The sequence below is a fragment of the Streptomyces sp. NBC_00536 genome, assembly GCF_036346295.1.
Lineage (GTDB): Bacteria > Actinomycetota > Actinomycetes > Streptomycetales > Streptomycetaceae > Streptomyces.
Genome location: NZ_CP107819.1, coordinates 4,443,791 through 4,459,922 on the forward strand (window position 1 = coordinate 4,443,791; position 16,132 = coordinate 4,459,922).

The 16,132-nt window shown below is 70.6% G+C and carries 15 protein-coding genes; 5 read left to right on the forward strand and 10 right to left on the reverse strand.

What is annotated here, in order from left to right; translation table 11 throughout:
• Positions 1-55: 55 nt before the first annotated feature.
• Both OHS33_RS19520 and OHS33_RS19525 read right to left on the reverse strand, forming a co-directional pair.
• Positions 56-364, reverse strand: a complete 309-nt coding sequence (locus tag OHS33_RS19520; protein ID WP_330331688.1) for a hypothetical protein — start codon at positions 362-364, stop codon at positions 56-58.
• Positions 365-839: 475 nt separating this feature from the next.
• Positions 840-1,037: a hypothetical protein gene (locus OHS33_RS19525; protein WP_443065322.1), complete on the reverse strand. Its 198-nt coding sequence runs from the start codon at positions 1,035-1,037 to the stop codon at positions 840-842.
• Positions 1,038-1,168: 131 nt separating this feature from the next.
• On the opposite strand from OHS33_RS19525, the gene OHS33_RS19530 reads away from it, so the two are divergent.
• Both OHS33_RS19530 and OHS33_RS19535 read left to right on the forward strand, forming a co-directional pair.
• A complete protein-coding gene (locus OHS33_RS19530; protein ID WP_330331689.1) occupies positions 1,169-1,993 on the forward strand; it encodes a hypothetical protein in 825 nt (274 codons plus the stop codon).
• Positions 1,994-2,140: 147 nt separating this feature from the next.
• Positions 2,141-2,296, forward strand: coding sequence for a hypothetical protein (locus OHS33_RS19535; RefSeq protein WP_283457082.1), 156 nt, complete (start codon positions 2,141-2,143; stop codon positions 2,294-2,296).
• 15 nt (positions 2,297-2,311) lie between these two features.
• On the opposite strand, the gene OHS33_RS19540 is transcribed toward OHS33_RS19535, so the two are convergent.
• Positions 2,312-2,656, reverse strand: a complete 345-nt coding sequence (locus OHS33_RS19540) for a metal-sensitive transcriptional regulator (RefSeq protein ID WP_330331690.1) — start codon at positions 2,654-2,656, stop codon at positions 2,312-2,314.
• 210 nt (positions 2,657-2,866) lie between these two features.
• Between OHS33_RS19540 and OHS33_RS19545 the strand changes: the two genes are divergently transcribed.
• Positions 2,867-3,487, forward strand: a complete 621-nt coding sequence (locus OHS33_RS19545; protein WP_330331691.1) for a DUF47 domain-containing protein — start codon at positions 2,867-2,869, stop codon at positions 3,485-3,487.
• 5 nt (positions 3,488-3,492) lie between these two features.
• On the forward strand, positions 3,493-4,491 hold the full coding sequence (locus OHS33_RS19550; protein ID WP_330331692.1) for an inorganic phosphate transporter: 999 nt from the start codon (positions 3,493-3,495) through the stop codon (positions 4,489-4,491).
• Positions 4,492-4,650: 159 nt separating this feature from the next.
• Here the strand turns inward: OHS33_RS19550 and pstB are convergent, their stop codons facing one another.
• The 7 genes from pstB to mshD form a co-directional block, all read right to left on the reverse strand.
• The gene (gene pstB / locus OHS33_RS19555; RefSeq protein ID WP_330331693.1) at positions 4,651-5,427 is read right to left on the reverse strand and encodes a phosphate ABC transporter ATP-binding protein PstB; all 777 of its coding nucleotides are present in this window, start codon (positions 5,425-5,427) and stop codon (positions 4,651-4,653) included.
• Positions 5,428-5,456: 29 nt separating this feature from the next.
• The gene (gene pstA, locus OHS33_RS19560; protein WP_330331694.1) at positions 5,457-6,539 is read right to left on the reverse strand and encodes a phosphate ABC transporter permease PstA; all 1,083 of its coding nucleotides are present in this window, start codon (positions 6,537-6,539) and stop codon (positions 5,457-5,459) included.
• A complete protein-coding gene (pstC, locus tag OHS33_RS19565) occupies positions 6,539-7,528 on the reverse strand; it encodes a phosphate ABC transporter permease subunit PstC (protein WP_330331695.1) in 990 nt (329 codons plus the stop codon). Before pstC ends, pstA begins: the two co-directional genes overlap by 1 nt.
• A gap of 129 nt (positions 7,529-7,657) precedes the next feature.
• Entirely contained in the window at positions 7,658-8,800 is a 1,143-nt protein-coding gene (gene pstS, locus OHS33_RS19570; RefSeq protein ID WP_330331696.1) for a phosphate ABC transporter substrate-binding protein PstS, read from the reverse strand.
• 903 nt (positions 8,801-9,703) lie between these two features.
• The gene (locus OHS33_RS19575; protein ID WP_330331697.1) at positions 9,704-10,675 is read right to left on the reverse strand and encodes a CHAD domain-containing protein; all 972 of its coding nucleotides are present in this window, start codon (positions 10,673-10,675) and stop codon (positions 9,704-9,706) included.
• Complete coding sequence (locus tag OHS33_RS19580) at positions 10,656-12,887, reverse strand: RNA degradosome polyphosphate kinase (RefSeq protein WP_330331698.1); 2,232 nt, start codon at positions 12,885-12,887, stop codon at positions 10,656-10,658. The genes OHS33_RS19575 and OHS33_RS19580 overlap by 20 nt, the downstream gene beginning before the upstream one ends.
• Before the next feature lie 229 nt (positions 12,888-13,116).
• Entirely contained in the window at positions 13,117-14,046 is a 930-nt protein-coding gene (mshD, locus tag OHS33_RS19585) for a mycothiol synthase (RefSeq protein WP_330331699.1), read from the reverse strand.
• Between the two features lie 153 nt (positions 14,047-14,199).
• Here mshD and OHS33_RS19590 point away from each other — a divergent pair, with 153 nt between their 5' ends.
• Positions 14,200-16,017 (forward strand): bifunctional metallophosphatase/5'-nucleotidase, encoded by a 1,818-nt coding sequence (locus OHS33_RS19590; protein WP_330331700.1) that lies wholly within the window; start codon positions 14,200-14,202, stop codon positions 16,015-16,017.
• Positions 16,018-16,132 lie beyond the last annotated feature (115 nt).

A 16,132-nucleotide genomic window follows, 5' to 3' on the forward strand; every position in this document is an offset into this window, starting at 1 on the left:
GGGCGGGTGCGGGTGCGCGTGCGGGTTCGGGTTCGGGGGGTGGGTTCGGGGTGGGTCATGGGCCGCCGCCGCCGTCGCCGCGGTGGTGGTGGGGCTCGGGGTCGGTTTCCTCGCGGCGGTGGCGCGAGCGCAGCCACAGGCCGGTCGCCGCGGCCGCGGCGGAGGTCACCCCGATGGCCAGGGCCACGTCGCCCGGGCCGTCCGCCGTGCCGACCGGCTTCGCCCAGGCCGGAGCGTGTACGGGCTTCGCCCAGGCCGGGGCCGGGGGTGGGGTCAGGACGAGGAGCAGGGCCGCCCAGGCGAGGGGTGCGGCGCGGGGGGTCGTACGGCCGCGGGGTCGTCGTACCGGTGGTCTTCCGCGCACGGGGGCTCCGCTCTGGAGAGGGGTTTCCCTCCAGGGCATCCGGTTGCGGGTGGTTCGGCCAGTGGGGTCGTCCGAATGGGGGGGGCGGGGGGCGGTGTGGGGGCCGGGGCCGGGGCCGGTGGGCGGGTGCGGGTGGGTGTGCCGGGGCGCCGCCCCGGACCCCGCGCCTCAAACGCCGGCGAGGCTGGATGGGGCTCGGCGGGGCTGGATGGGGCTCGGCGGGGCTGGAGGGTGCCCGCGGGGCTGGGGTGCGGGTGCGGGTGGGTGTGCCGGGGCGCTGCCCCGGGCCCCGCGCCTCAAACGCCGGCGGGGCTGGATTGGGCTCGGCGGGGCTGGATTGGGCTCGGCGAGGCTGGATAGGGCTCGGCGAGGCTGGATGGTGCCCGGCGGGGCTGGATGGGCCCCTGCGGGGCCTTCGCCTCAAACGCCGGCGGGGCTGGATGGGGCTCGGCGGGGCTGGATGGGGTTCGGTGGGCTAGCCCGTCAGGTGGGCGGTGGCGTCTTTGCGGGCCAGGTCTCTTGAGCGGCGGGCTGGGCCGCGCCAGCCGCAGGTGCAGCTGGCCAGGCAGAACGAGCCGCGTTCCGAGGTGGTGATGGTGTGACCGTCCGGCTGTGCCTGGGCCGGGACGGCCGGAAGCGGAGGGACGACGGGCGCCAAGGGGTGCGGGTCCACGGCACCACGGTACCCGGGCCGGTGCGGGGGCGGGAGGGCCGTGGGCCGTGACGGGGAACCCGGGGTCTCGTTAACCGGAGCGGGTGGGGGCCTCGGGCAAGCAGCGTTCATGCGTTGGGGGTTGGCAGGCGATGGTGGTGCACCAGCACAGGCGGCGGGGGGCTGCGGCCGTGGCCGTGGCGGCCATGGTGGCGATCGGCGGGTGTGGTGGTCCGGAAGGGGCGCCTGCGGGCGCTGACGCGAGGCCACCCGGTGATCCCACGGCGGCCGTGCGCGGCGCCGCCGACGCGCTGACCCGCAGCGGCAGCGCCCAGGCCCGTACGGCGATGGAGATGGCCACCGGCGGTACCCGGATCACCATCCGGGGCGAGGGCGGGGTCGACTTCAAGAAGCGGATGGGCCAGCTGCTGGTGATGCTCCCGGCCGATGTGACCGGCAAGCCGGGGCATCGGCCCATTACGGAGCTGCTCACTCCCGGCGCTCTGTACATGAAGAACCGGGGCGCCGGAGTGCCCGCCGACAAGTGGGTCCGGGTCGACACGACGACCCTCGCGGACGGGAACCTCGTCACCGGCGGGGCCACCGATCCGATCACCGCCGCCGAGCTGCTGCGCGGGGCGCAGGGGGTCACGTACGTCGGTGAGACGGACCTGTCGGGGACGAAGGTCCGCCACTACCAGGGCACCACGGACATCGGGCGGGCCGCGCGGAGCGCCTCGCCGGACGTGCGGGGGGCGCTGGAGGCGGCGGCGAAAGGGTTCAGCAACGACGCCGTGCCCTTCGACGCGTACCTGGATCACGAGGGGCGGCTGCGGAAGGTCCGGCACCGCTTCAGCTATGTCAACAATGGCGTGATCGATGTCTCCTCGACCACGCTGCTCTACGGCTTCGGCGCTCCGGTGACGGTCGTTCTCCCCGCAAGCGGGGACATTTTCGCCGGGAAGATCGCCGAGTAGCCGGTGCGGTGGTCCGGGACGCGGCGACCGGGCCATCGCCGGGTATCCGGAAATGGTCCATCCGTGTCATGTGCGCAGCGAGCTGCGCTCCCTACGCTGGGAGCGGAGCAGTCCGATGCCCGATGGCGGCAGATAGAGGTGACACGCGTGACTCCCGCAGGCGGTACGACGGTGCAGGACCACGTGGCGCTCGCCGAGATCGAGCTGTGCGGTGAGCTGATCATCGCGGCTTCCGCCGCCGCCGAGGAGCGGCTCAGCCAGGACCGGATCGATGAGGTGCTCGGCGCGATCTGCTGCCCGTAGATACGGGGGTGGGGGTCAGGTGCGCAGTAGGCGGGCGATGGCCTTCGTCGCTTCCTCGACCTTGGCGTCGATCTCGGTGCCGCCCTTGACCGCCGCGTCGGCGACGCAGTGGCGCAGGTGCTCTTCGAGCAGCTGCAGCGCGAAGGACTGGAGGGCCTTCGTGCTGGCCGAGACCTGCGTGAGTATGTCGATGCAGTAGACGTCCTCGTCCACGAGCCGTTGCAGGCCGCGGATCTGGCCCTCGATCCGGCGCAGGCGCTTGAGGTGTTCGTCCTTCTGGTGGTGGTAGCCGTGTACGGCGGGGGCGCCGGGGCTGTCGCCCTGCGCGGGCCCGGCCGCCGCTGCCTCGGTGGTCGTCATGCGTCCTCCCGTGGTCCGTGTTCCGTCATGAGGGCCATGGGGTGTACATACCCCTCATGGGTATAGGGTACCGGCCGCCACGCGCGGTGGCAGGGGTCCGTACCGCTCACTCTGCCTGATGGAGGACACTGGGGAACCGCCGGTTAGCCGTGGCTGGAGGATGCGCCTAGCATCAGCCTGACCGAATCCAATGCACCCCGAGGACCTCACGTGCGATTTCGTCTGACCCCCAGGGAGACGAGCTTCTACGACATGTTCGCCGCCTCCGCGGACAACATCGTCACGGGCTCGAAGCTCCTGATGGAACTGCTCGGGGCGGACTCGTCCGCGCGGGCCGAGATCGCGGAGCGGATGCGGGCGGCGGAGCACGCGGGGGACGATGCCACCCACGCGATCTTCCACCAGCTGAACTCCTCCTTCATTACGCCCTTCGACCGCGAGGACATCTACAACCTCGCGTCCTGCCTCGACGACATCATGGACTTCATGGAAGAGGCGGTCGACCTGGTCGTCCTCTACCAGGTGGAGGAGCTCCCCAAGGGCGTCGAGCAGCAGATCGAGGTGCTGGCGCGGGCGGCCGAGCTGACCGCCGAGGCCATGCCCCACCTGCGGACGATGGAGAACCTCACCGAGTACTGGATCGAGGTCAACCGGCTGGAGAACCAGGCCGACCAGATCCACCGCAAGCTGCTCGCCCACCTCTTCAACGGCAAGTACGACGCCATGGAGGTGCTCAAGCTCAAGCAGATCGTCGACGTGCTTGAAGAGGCCGCCGACGCGTTCGAGCACGTCGCGAACACGGTGGAGACCATCGCGGTCAAGGAGTCCTGAACCTCGTGGACACCTTTGCGCTGATCGTGACCATCGGTGTCGCGCTCGGCTTCACCTACACCAACGGCTTCCACGACTCGGCGAACGCGATCGCGACCTCGGTCTCGACGCGGGCGCTGACGCCGCGCGCCGCCCTCGCGATGGCCGCGGTGATGAACCTCGCCGGTGCCTTCCTGGGCAGCGGAGTGGCCAAGACGGTCAGCAAGGGGCTCATCGAGACGCCCCACGGGACCCGGGGGATGTGGATCCTCTTCTCGGCGCTGGTCGGCGCGATCGTGTGGAACCTGGTCACGTGGTACTTCGGCCTGCCGTCGTCCTCCTCGCACGCGCTCTTCGGCGGCATGGTCGGCGCGGCGCTCGCGGGCGGGATCGGCGTCATCTGGCACGGGGTGCTGGAGAAGGTCGTCATCCCGATGTTCCTCTCGCCCGTCGTCGGCCTGATCGTGGGCTATCTGGTGATGGTCGCGATCATGTGGATGTTCCGCAGGTCCAACCCGCACAAGGCCAAGCGCGGCTTCCGGATCGCCCAGACCGTCTCGGCGGCCGCCATGGCGCTGGGCCACGGTCTCCAGGACGCGCAGAAGACGATGGGCATCGTGGTGATGGCCCTGGTCATCGCCGATGTCGAGAAGGCCGGCGACCCCATCCCCGTGTGGGTCAAGATCGCGTGTGCCGTGATGCTCTCGCTCGGTACGTACGCGGGTGGCTGGCGGATCATGCGCACCCTCGGCCGCAAGATCATCGAGCTGGACCCGCCGCAGGGCTTCGCTGCCGAGACCACCGGCGCCTCGATCATGTACACCGCGTCCTACCTGTACCAGGCGCCGATCTCCACCACCCACGTGATCACCTCGGCGATCATGGGTGTGGGTGCGACCAAGCGGGTCAACGCGGTCCGCTGGGGCGTCGCCAAGAACATCATCCTGGGCTGGTTCATCACCATGCCGGCCGCGGCGCTGGTCGCGGCGATGAGCTTCTGGGTCGTGGACCTCGCCCTCGGCTAGAGGTAAACGAAAGCGGTAACGAAAAGCGGCAACGAAAGTGGGCCGGCTCCCCCCACCCAGGGGGAGCCGGCCCTCTTTTTCTTTCGCCTTGCGGTGGCACCGCCATGCAGCACCGCAGGACGTGTGTGGGGGCCCTTGCGGGCCCGCCCCTCGCGGGGTTTATCCGAAGCGGCCCGAGATGTAGTCCTCGGTGGCCTGGACGGACGGGTTGGAGAAGATCCGGTCCGTGTCGTCGATCTCGACGAGCTTGCCGGGCTGGCCGACCGCCGCGAGGTTGAAGAACGCGGTGCGGTCCGAGACGCGGGCCGCCTGCTGCATGTTGTGCGTCACGATGACGATCGTGAAGCGCTCCTTCAGCTCGCCGACCAGGTCCTCGATGGCGAGGGTGGAGATCGGGTCGAGGGCCGAGCAGGGCTCGTCCATCAGCAGGACCTGGGGCTCGACCGCGATGGCGCGGGCGATGCACAGACGCTGCTGCTGGCCGCCGGAGAGGCCGGAGCCGGGCTTGTTCAGGCGGTCCTTGACCTCGTTCCAGAGGTTGGCGCCCTGGAGGGACTTCTCGACGATGTCGGTCAGCTCGGACTTCTTGAAGCTGCCGTTCAGCCGCAGGCCCGCCGCCACGTTGTCGAAGATCGACATGGTGGGGAAGGGGTTCGGGCGCTGGAAGACCATGCCGACCGTGCGGCGGACCGCGACCGGGTCGACGCCGGGGCCGTACAGGTTCTCGTCGTCCAGCAGCACCTTGCCCTCGACGCGGCCACCGGGGGTGACCTCGTGCATGCGGTTCAGGGTGCGCAGGAAGGTGGACTTGCCGCAGCCGGAGGGGCCGATGAAGGCCGTCACGGAGCGGGGCTCGACGGTCATGGAGATGTCGTCGATGGCCTTGTGGTTGCCGTAGAAGGCGGAGAGGCCGCTGACATCGATGCGCTTGGCCATGAGGGGGTCACTTCGCTTTCATGATCGCGTCAGCGACCGGTCTTCGGGGCCTTCCAGCGGGCGATGCCGCGGGCCACCAGATTGAGGATCATGACGAAGGCGATCAGGACGAGGGCAGCGGCCCAGGCCCGGTCGTAGGAGGCTTCACTGCCGACCTTGTACTGCTCCCAGATGTACAGGGGGAGCGAGGACTGCGCGCCTTCGAAGGGGTTGCCGTTGATCAGCTGCGAACCGAAGACCAGCAGCATGATCGGGGCGGTCTCACCGGCGATGCGGGCCACGGCCAGCATGACACCCGTGGAGATGCCGCCGATGGCGGTGGGGAGGACCACCTTGAGGATCATGCGCCACTTCGGCACACCGAGGGCCAGGGCGGCCTCGCGCAGCTCGTTCGGGACGAGCTTGAGCATTTCCTCGGTGGAGCGGACCACGACCGGCATCATCAGGATCGACAGGGCCAGCGAACCGGCGAAGCCGGAGGGGCCGAAGCCGAGGATCAGGTTCCAGGTCGTCAGGATGAACAGACCCGCGACGATGGACGGGATGCCGGTCATGACGTCGACGAAGAAGGTCACGATCTTGGCGAGCGGGCCCCGGCCGTACTCGACCAGGTAGACCGCGGTCAGCAGGCCGATGGGGGCCGAGATCGCGGTGGCCAGGCCGACCTGCTCCATCGTGCCGAGCAGTGCGTGGTAGACGCCGCCGCCCTGCTCGAAGCTGGTCACGCCGTTCATCGAGTGGCTCAGGAAGTCGGGCGTGAGCGCCTTCATGCCGCGGGCGATCGTCGTCCACAGCAGGGAGACCAGCGGGACGACCGCGAGGACGAAGCAGACCCAGACGACCGAGGTCGCGATCCGGTCCTTGGCCTGGCGGCGGTTCTCGATGACCGCGCTCGCGGTGTACGTGATGACCACGAACAGCAGGGCGGCGATCAGGCCCCACTGGGTCTTGCTGGAGAGGCCGAAGACGGCGCCGATGCCGCAGCCGAGGGCCACCGAGAGGAGCGCGATGCCGGCCGGGGCCCAGCGGGGCAGACCACCGCGGGTGAGGCTGGCCGGGGCGACGGACTTGCGGGCCCGGGTGGGGCGCTGGTCCTGGAGTACGTGGCTCATCAGGCGTTCGCCCCCGAGAAGTCCTTGCGACGGGCGATGATCAGGCGTGCGGCGCCGTTGACCAGCAGGGTCAGGAGGAAGAGCACCAGACCGGAGGCGATCAGCGCGTCCCGGCCGAACTCGTTGGCCTCGCCGAACTTCGCGGCGATGTTCTGCGCGAAGGTTCCGCCGCCCGGGTTCAGCAGGTGACCGGAGATGAGGAAGCTCGGGGAGAGTACGGTCGCCACGGCCATGGTCTCGCCGAGCGCGCGGCCGAGGCCCAGCATCGAGGCGGAGATGATGCCGGAGCGGCCGAAGGGCAGGACCGACAGCCGGATGACTTCCCAGCGCGTCGCGCCGAGGGCCAGGGCGGCTTCCTCGTTCATGCGCGGGACCTGAAGGAAGACCTCGCGGCTGACGCTGGTCACGATCGGCAGGATCATGATCGCGAGCAGGATGCCGACGGTGAAGATCGAGCGGGCGACGCCGACCTGGGTCTTCTCGAAGATGTAGGTCCAGCCGAAGTACTCGTCGAGCCAGAGGTTCAGCCCGCCGAGGTAGGGGACCAGGACGAGGGCGCCCCAGATGCCGTAGACGATCGACGGCACGGCGGCCAGCAGGTCGACGACGTAGGCGATCGGACCGGCCAGCTTGCGCGGCGCGTAGTGCGAGATGAAGAGGGCGATGCCGACGGCGATCGGAACCGCGATGGCCATCGCGATGACCGAGCTGACGACGGTGCCGAAGAGCAGGACGGCGATGCCGAAGACGGGGGGCGTGGCCGAAGGGTCCCAGTCGAACGTGGTGAGGAAGTTCCCCTTGTTGTCCGAGAGGGCGATCGACGCGCGGTAGGTGAGGAAGGCGGCTATCGACGCCATGATCACCAGGAGCAGGATGCCGGAGCCCTGGGAGAGCCCCGCGAAGATCTTGTCACCGGCGCGGCCGGTGGACCTTCCGCTCTTGGAGACCGGCGGAGCCGGGTCTATCTGGGTGGGTGTGGTGGAAGCCATGGTCTTTCCGGTCTGTGTGGGGGGCGAGCCCCCTGGCGGCGGTGCACCGGATTCCCCTGGGTGGAGGGGAGGGCCCCGGGTACCGGCCCCTCCCGGACGGGGGAGGAGCCGGTACCGCGGGGATCAGGGTCAGGCGAGCGACTTGATGACTTCGCGCACCTTGGCGTTGATCTCGGCCGGGATCGGCGCGTAGCCGTTGTCCGTGAGGAGCTTCTGGCCCGCGTCCGAGGCGGTGTAGTTCAGGAAGGACTGCACGGTCTTCAGCGTCGCGGGCTTGTTGCCCTTGTCGCAGACGATCTCGTAGGTGACCAGGACGATCGGGTAGGCGCCGTCGGCCTTGGTCGCGTAGTCCAGCTTCAGCGACAGGTCGGAACCGGTGCCGACGACCTTGGCGGCGGCGATGGCCTTGGAGGCGTTCTCACCGGTGGCCTTGACCGGGGCGGCGGCGCCCGTGTTCACGTCGACCGTCTTGATGTTCTGCGAGCTGGCGTAGGAGAGCTCGAAGTAGCCGATCGCGCCGTCGGCGGCCTTCACCTGGGCGGCGACGTCGGACGAGCTGCCCGCGGCCTGGCCGCCCGGAGCGGCCCACTTCTTCGCCGGCTCGTAGCTCCACGCGTCGGGGGCGGCGGTCTTGAGGTACTTGGTGAAGTTCTCGGTGGTGCCCGAGTCGTCTGACCGGTGGAAGGCCTGGATGGCGGTGGAGGGAAGCGTGACGCCCGGGTTCAGCTTCTTGATCGCCTCGTCGTCCCACTTCTTGATCTTGTCGTTGAAGATCGCGGCGATGGTGGGAGCGTCCAGGGTCAGCTTGTCGACGCCGGCGACGTTGAAGCCGATGGCGATCGGGCCGCCGACCATGGGCAGGTTGATGCCCTGGCCGCCGGTGCAGACCTTCTTCGAGTCCTCGACCTGGGCGGGCTTCAGCGGGGAGTCCGAACCGGCGAAACCGACGGTGCCCTGGTTGAAGGCGACGATGCCCTCACCGGAGGAGATCGACTTGTAGTTGACCTCGACGCCGGAGCAGGCGGCCATGTAGTTCTTCACCCACAGGTCGACCGCGTTCTTCTGGGCGGAGGAGCCGGAAGCGAGGAGCTGGCCCTTGGCGTCGTCGCACTTGACGTCGCCCGGGGCCGGGGCGGACGGCTTCGCCGTGCCGGAGCCGTTGTCCTTGGTGGTGTTGTTGTCCGAGCCGCACGCCGTGAGGACCAGGGCACCGGACACGACGAGCGCACCGAGCACGGAGGCACGAAGCCGGTTGTTGCGCTGAAGCTTCACTTTCGGGTGTTCCTTCCAGAAGCCGCCGGCCGCTTTCTGTATCGGGGCGGCGTGCGAAGAGGACTACGTGGTTGCTCGGGGGGCCGTGGCCAGTGGCGTGCGACCCGCACCGTGCAGTTCCGAAATTAGGCAGATCAGGTGAAGCGGCCGACGGGGGTGGGTGAACGGACGGTGAACCGTGGCGGACGGCATGGTGCGGGGGGCTGCGCCGTTGCCGGGGGGTATCGGGCCGTTACCTTGCCGTTATTGTGCCGTGACGGTTTCCGGGGCGGTGCCGTGGGGGTACGGACCCCCGCGCCCGGGGGTGGCCGGAATTCGCCCCTGCCGGGGCGTGGCCATTCCGGCCCGGATCTCCTCCGCCCTGCGGGCCGGGCGCAGCCGAACCCGGCCTCGCGAGCCGGGCCGGGCGCAGCCCAACCCGGCCTCGCGAGCCGGGCTGGGCGCAGCCGAACCCGGCCTCGCGAGCCCGGCTGGGCGCAGCCAAACCCCGCCTCGCGAGCCGGGCGGGGCCAACCCGCCAAACCCGGCCTCGCGAGCCGGGCTGGGCCAACCCGCAGCCAAACCCCGCCTCGCGGCCGGGCCGGGCCAACCCGCAGCCAAACCCAGCCTCGCCGGCGTTTGAGGCGCCCCCGGAGGGCATGAGGGTCGCACCCGGCGTCTGTGCTTGGACCGTGGTCCGTCGGTCCGGTGGGGCGCTGCGGCCCGTGGGCCCTCCGGGGGCGCCTCAAACGCCGGCGAGGCTGGAGGTGGCTGCGGCCCGGACGCCGGTGGGGCTGGGTTTGGCCGAGGTTGGGGCGCCTCAAACGCCGGCGAGGCTGGAGGTGGCTGCGGCTCGGACGCCGGTGGGGCTGGGTTTGGCCGAGGTTGGGGCGGCTCGGACGCCGGTGGGGCTGGAATGCCGGGTTAGACCGGGGTGGGGAGCCAGAGGTGGTGGAAGGTGAAGCGGGAGGCTTCCACCTCGTGGCGTTGGTCGGCGTGGAGGACGCCCAGGGCGTAGGCGGTGGCGGGGGCGATGCGGGGGGTGCGGGCGGCCGTCGCGGAGGCGGCCGCGGCTTCGGCCGCGTCCCGGTGCCGGTCCAGGGCTTCGCACGCCGCCGCGAGCCGGGTCACGTCCTCGCCGAGAGCCTCCCGCGCGTAGCGGTGCACGCGCAGCAGGCGGCGTACCTCGTGCCAGGGCGCGTCCTGGTGCGAGTTGTCGATGAGCGCGTCGGCGTTGTACGGCCGGGCGGCCCGGGTCAGGGGGAGGGCCGTCACGGCAGAGGTCAGCCGGGACTCGGCCAGGGCGGCCAGGGGGACCAGGACGTCCGCGACGGCGCCCCGCGCGGCCACCGCGTTCAGCGGGACCTCGGAGGCCAGGACGGCCACCGCGTCGGCGACCGCGTGGAAGCGGGACGACCCGAGCGCCTGGAGGGTGGCCGTGTGGGCCCTCGTACGGGCCAGGGTCAGCTGGCGTTCCAGCAGGGCGGCCGCGCGGGCCGAGCCCACGGTGAGCGCGCCCGCGCCGGACGCGCCGCGCGGCGCGGGGACCTCCGGGGCGCCCGACAGCCGGTGCAGCGCGTCCAGGAGCCGGGTCAGCCGGGCCCCGTAGGCGTGTTCGTCGGCCAGGGTCGAGGACAGCCACACCAGTTCGGTGCGCAGGCCGTCCGCCCAGGAGGTTTCGGTGACCGAGCGGAAGGTGGCCAGGGATCCCCCGATGCGGCGCGCGGCCCCCCGCAGGCCGCGCGCCGCTTCGCTTCCCCCGTCCGCGTCGGCCCCGCTCGCCTCGTGCAGGCGCAGCCCGCGCAGGAAAGCGGTGGCCTGCGAGCGCAGATAGGCGCCGAGGACATCGCCCGCCGTCGCCGTACCCGCTGTCAGGTCATGGTTTTGCTGAGCCACGCCGGCGCCTCCGGGCGTCTATGAGCATCTCCTGTACGTGCCGCAGCGGCTGCCCCTCGGCATCCGTGCAGTGCCGGGTCCAGTCCCCGTCCGGCCCCAGGTGCCAGGAGGAGGTGGCATCGGACATGCCGGTCTCCAGCAGCCGGTCCAGGGCCGCGCGGTGGGCCGGGTCGGTGACTCTGACCAGGGCCTCGATGCGGCGGTCGAGGTTGCGGTGCATCATGTCGGCGCTGCCGATGAACACCTCGGGTTCGCCGCCGTTGGCGAAGGCGAAGACCCGGGAGTGTTCGAGGAAGCGGCCGAGGATGGAGCGGACCCGGATGTTCTCCGAGAGCCCGGTGACGCCGGGGCGCACGGCGCAGATGCCGCGCACCCAGATGTCCACCGGTACGCCCGCCTGCGAGGCCCGGTAGAGCGCGTCGATCAGGGCCTCGTCGACGATCGAATTGAGCTTGAGCCGCACGTAGGCCGGGCGGCCCGCCTTCGCGTGGGCGGTCTCCTTGTCGATGCGGGAGACCAGGCCGTCGCGCAGCGATTTGGGTGCGGTCAGCAGCCGGCGGTAGGTCTCGCGGCGCGAGTAGCCGGACAGCCGGTTGAAGAGGTCGGAGAGGTCCGCGCCGACCTGCGGGTCCGCGGTGAGCAGGCCGAGGTCCTCGTAGAGCCGGGCGGTCTTGGGGTGGTAGTTGCCGGTGCCGACGTGCGCGTAGCGGCGCAGCGTCTCGCCTTCCTGGCGGACCACGAGGGAGAGCTTGCAGTGCGTCTTGAGGCCGACCAGGCCGTAGACGACGTGGCAGCCGGACTCCTCCAGCTTGCGCGCCCATTTGATGTTGGCCTGCTCGTCGAAGCGGGCCTTGATCTCGACGAGTACGAGGACCTGCTTGCCGGATTCGGCGGCGTCTATGAGGGCGTCGACGATCGGGGAGTCGCCGGAGGTCCGGTACAGCGTCTGCTTGATCGCGAGGACGTCCGGGTCGGCCGCGGCCTGCTCCAGGAAGGCCTGCACGGAGGTGGAGAACGAGTCGTACGGGTGGTGCAGGAGCACGTCGCGTTCGCGCAGGGCGGCGAAGATGTCCGGCGCCGAGGCCGATTCGACCTCGGCGAGGTCGCGGTGGGTCCCGGCGATGAACTTGGGGTACTTCAGCTCGGGCCGGTCCAGCGAGGCCACGCCGAAGAGCCCGGTGAGGTCGAGCGGCCCGGGCAGCGGGTACACCTCGGCCGCGGAGATCTTCAGCTCCTGGACGAGCAGGTCCAGTACGCCCGCGTCGATGGACTCCTCGACCTCCAGGCGCACGGGCGGGCCGAAGCGGCGCCGCATGAGTTCCTTCTCCAGGGCCTGGAGGAGGTTCTCGGCGTCGTCCTCCTCCACTTCCAGGTCCTCGTTGCGGGTCACCCGGAACTTGTGCTGCGCGAGCACCTCCATGCCGGGGAACAGCTCCTCCAGGTGCGCGGCGATGACGTCCTCCAGCGGGACGTAGCGCTGCGGGGAGGCTTCCAGGAAGCGGGAGAGGAGCGGCGGGATCTTGACGCGCGCGAAGTGGCGGTGGCCGCTGACGGGGTTGCGGACGACGACGGCGAGGTTGAGCGAGAGCCCGGAGATGTACGGGAAGGGGTGCGCGGGGTCCACGGCCAGCGGGGTGAGCACCGGGAAGATCTGGTTGCGGAACAGGGTGAAGAGGCGCGCCTGCTCCTTCTCGGTGAGGTCGTGCCAGCGGATGAGGTGGATGCCCTCTTCGGCGAGCTGGGGGGCCACGTCCTGCTGGTAGCAGGCGGCGTGGCGGGCCATGAGTTCGCGCGAGCGGGTCCAGATGAGGTCGAGGACCTCACGGGGCTGGAGGCCGGAGGCCGAACGGGTGGCGACGCCGGTCGCGATGCGCCGTTTGAGGCCGGCCACCCGGACCATGAAGAACTCGTCGAGGTTGCTCGCGAAGATCGCGAGGAAGTTGGCGCGCTCCAGGAGCGGGGTCGCCGGGTCCTCGGCGAGTTCGAGCACCCGCTCGTTGAAGGCGAGCCAGCTGCGCTCGCGGTCGAGGAAGCGTCCGGCGGGCAGCTCGCCGTCGTCCTTGAACTCGTACGCGTCGAGATCCGCGTCGAGGTCGGGTTCGAGGTCCACGTGCGGCCGGTGCGCGGCTATGGACCCCAGTCGTGCGTGCCGCTCGGCCTGGGAGTGCTGGACGGGGACCTCGGTGGGGCTGACGCCGGGCTTGTGGCTCATGACTCCATTCTTCCGCGCACGCGGAAGGACAGGCGCGTCGGAGGCGTCCGCGAGTGGTCGAAGTCCAGGCTGCATGAGCGGAGAGTCGCAAGCGCGTCTGAATGCCCGGTTAATGGCGTGTGGCATCCAGGGTGCGGCTGGTGGCAAAGGTGGTACCGGGCGCCCGGGACGCGCGCGGGCGCGCCCCGGGACGGCTCCGCGGCCGCCCCGGGACGGCTCCGCGGGCCGGTCAGCTCTCGGTGCGGTACATCAGGTCCACCTCGTGGGTGGCGAAGCCGAGGCCCTCGTAGACGGCGAGGGCCGCCGGGTTGTCGGCGTCCACGTAGAGCATGGCGGTGGGGAGTCCGGACGCGGCCAGATGGCGCAGTCCGATGGCGGTGAGCGCCTTGCCGAGGCCGCCGCCCTGGGCGCCGGGCCGGACGCCGAGGACGTACACCTCGCCGAGCTGCTGCTCGGCGTGGATCTTGGTCCAGTGGAAGCCGACGAGCTGCCCGTCGCGTTCGGCGAGGAAGAAGCCCTTCGGGTCGAACCAGGGCTGCGCGATCCGGTCGTCGAGGTCCCGCTGGACCAGCGAGCCCTGCTCCGGGTGGTGGGCGAAGGCCGCCGCGTTCGCCGCGAGCCAGGCCGCGTCGTCGGCGCCGGGCACGAAGGTGCGTACGGTCACCCCCGCGGGCAGGACCGGCTCGGGCAGCGGGGCCGCATCCGGGCCGAGCGGGCGGCGGAGCTGGCGCAGCTCGCGGAAGAGGGTCAGGCCGAGGACCTGGGCGAGGTGGCGGGCGGCGGAGCGGCCGCCGTGCGCCCACACCCGGATCCGCTTGCCGGAGGCGGCGAGCAGGGCCTGGCCCAGCGCCCGGCCGTGGCCGCGGCCGCGCAGCGCGGGGTGCACGAGGAGTTCGGCGGCGGGCGCCTCCACCGGGTCGGTGTCCTCCAGTTGCGCGTATCCGGTCAGCCGCCCGTCCGCGGTGAGCAGCAGGTGCCGGATCCCGGCGCGGCGGCCGCCGCGCAGCTGGAGCCGTCCCTGCTCGGACACGGCGGTGGTGCCGTCCGTACGGGCTGCGTCCTCGATCAGCGCAAGTACGGCGTCGGCCTGTTCCTCCGTCAGTTCGTCGAGGGTCTCAATCTGCCGTCCCGGCTCCAGGGCCGCTGCTGCGTCAGTCATGCGACGAGACTACGAGGTCCGGGTGAGCGAAAGCACACGCGGAACGCCTGCGCGTAACCGGCTCGAAACCCGTTACCCCCTGTCGTGCTACGCGCGTTGACCATAGGCTGCGGCCGACCTCCCAGTTCACATCGCTGTCCAAAAGGGGACTACATGTCAGCGACGCCACAACGGCACCGCCGAGCCCGCCGGTTGACCTTCGCCGCCCTCGCCCTCACCGCGGGGGCGGGTGCCATGGTCGCCGCCGCCCTCCCGGCCGGGGCCGCCAGTGGCCACGGTGCCGGCCCGGGCCGGACCGTCGACGTGCAGATGCTGTCCTTCAACGACTTCCACGGCACGCTGGAGCCCCCGCAGGGCTCCTCGGGCAACGTGAGCGAGCGTCAGGCGGACGGCAGCACCAAGGCCATACCGGCGGGCGGTGTCGAGTACCTCGCCACCAGCCTGCGCGAGGCCCGCAAGGGGCACGAGTACTCCGTCACCGCCGCCGCCGGTGACATGATCGGCGCGAGCCCGCTGCTGTCGGGGCTCTTCCACGACGAGCCGACCATCGAAGCGATGAACAAGCTCGGCCTGGACGTCACCAGCGTCGGCAACCACGAGTTCGACGAGGGCAAGACCGAGCTGCGCCGCATGGCGTACGGCGGCTGCCACCCGGTCGACGGCTGCTACGAGCAGGGCAAGGAATTCACGGGCGCCGAGTTCAAGTACCTCGCGGCGAACGTGACGGACGAGAAGACCAAGCGTCCGCTGATGTCTCCCACCTTCATCTGGAAGAAGGGGGACGTGAAGATCGGTTTCATCGGCGTCACCCTGGAGGGCACCCCGGACGTCGTGACGGCCGATGGGGTCAAGGGCCTCAAGTTCGGTGACGAGGTCGAGACGATCAACAAGTACGCCGACGAGCTGAACAAGCAGGGCGTCAAGTCGATCGTCGCGCTGATCCACGAGGGCGGCCTGCCCGCTAGCGGCGCCTACAACTACGACTGCAACACCCCGGGCGCGGGCGCGGGCATCTCGGGCGCGATCGTGGACATCGCCAAGAACGTGGACCCGAAGGTCGACGCCCTGGTGACCGGCCACACGCACCAGGCGTACGCGTGCAACATCCCCGACCCGGCGGGCAACCCGCGCATGGTCACCTCGGCCGCCTCCTACGGCCGCGTGTTCACGGACACCACGCTGACCTACGACCGGCAGACCAAGGACATCGTCCGTACGCCGCTCCTCGCGCCCAAGCCGGTCAACAAGATCGTCTCCCGCGACCAGGCCAAGGCCGCGGACATGAGCGAGCTGATCCAGCGCTGGAACACCCTCGCGGCGCCGATCGCCGGCCGCCCGCAGGGCTTCATCTCGGCGGACATCGCGGGCCGCGGCTCGGAGAAGTTCGAGAAGCCGCTCGGTGACGTGATCGCCGACGCGCAGCTGGAGGCGCTGGCCCCGGCCGACAAGGGCGGTGCGCAGCTGGCCATCATGAACCCGGGCGGCATCCGCGCGGACCTGGCCTACAAGGCTTCGGGCGCCGAGGGCGACGGGGTGGTGACGTACGGCGAGTCGTACACCGTGCAGCCCTTCACCAACATGATGAACGTCGTGGACCTGACCGGCGCGCAGCTCATCACCGCGCTCCAGCAGCAGGTCAGCGGTCCGGTGAACGGCCCGAACCCGAAGATCCTGCAGATCTCCAAGGGGCTGACCTACACCCTCGACACGACGAAGACGGGCGCGGACCGGATCGTCGTGGACTCGGTCAAGCTGAACGGCGCGGCCATCGACCCGGCCAAGACCTACCGGGTCGCGATGAACGAGTTCCTCGCGGGCGGCGGTGACGGCTTCACCGTCCTGAAGGAGCACAAGAACAAGCTGGTGGGCGCGTCCGACCTGGACTGCTTCAACGCCTACCTGGCGAACCACTCCTCGGCGACGGCTCCGCTGGCGCCGCCGGTGGCGGACCGGATCACGGTCGTCCAGTAGCGGGTGTGAGCAACTGAGAGGGGGCGGTGGGCCGTTGGTCCGCCGCCCCTTCCGTGTGTCCGGGCCCCTTTGGTGCCTACCCGTGGGTAGTAATGCCAGGCTCCGCAGGCCATAA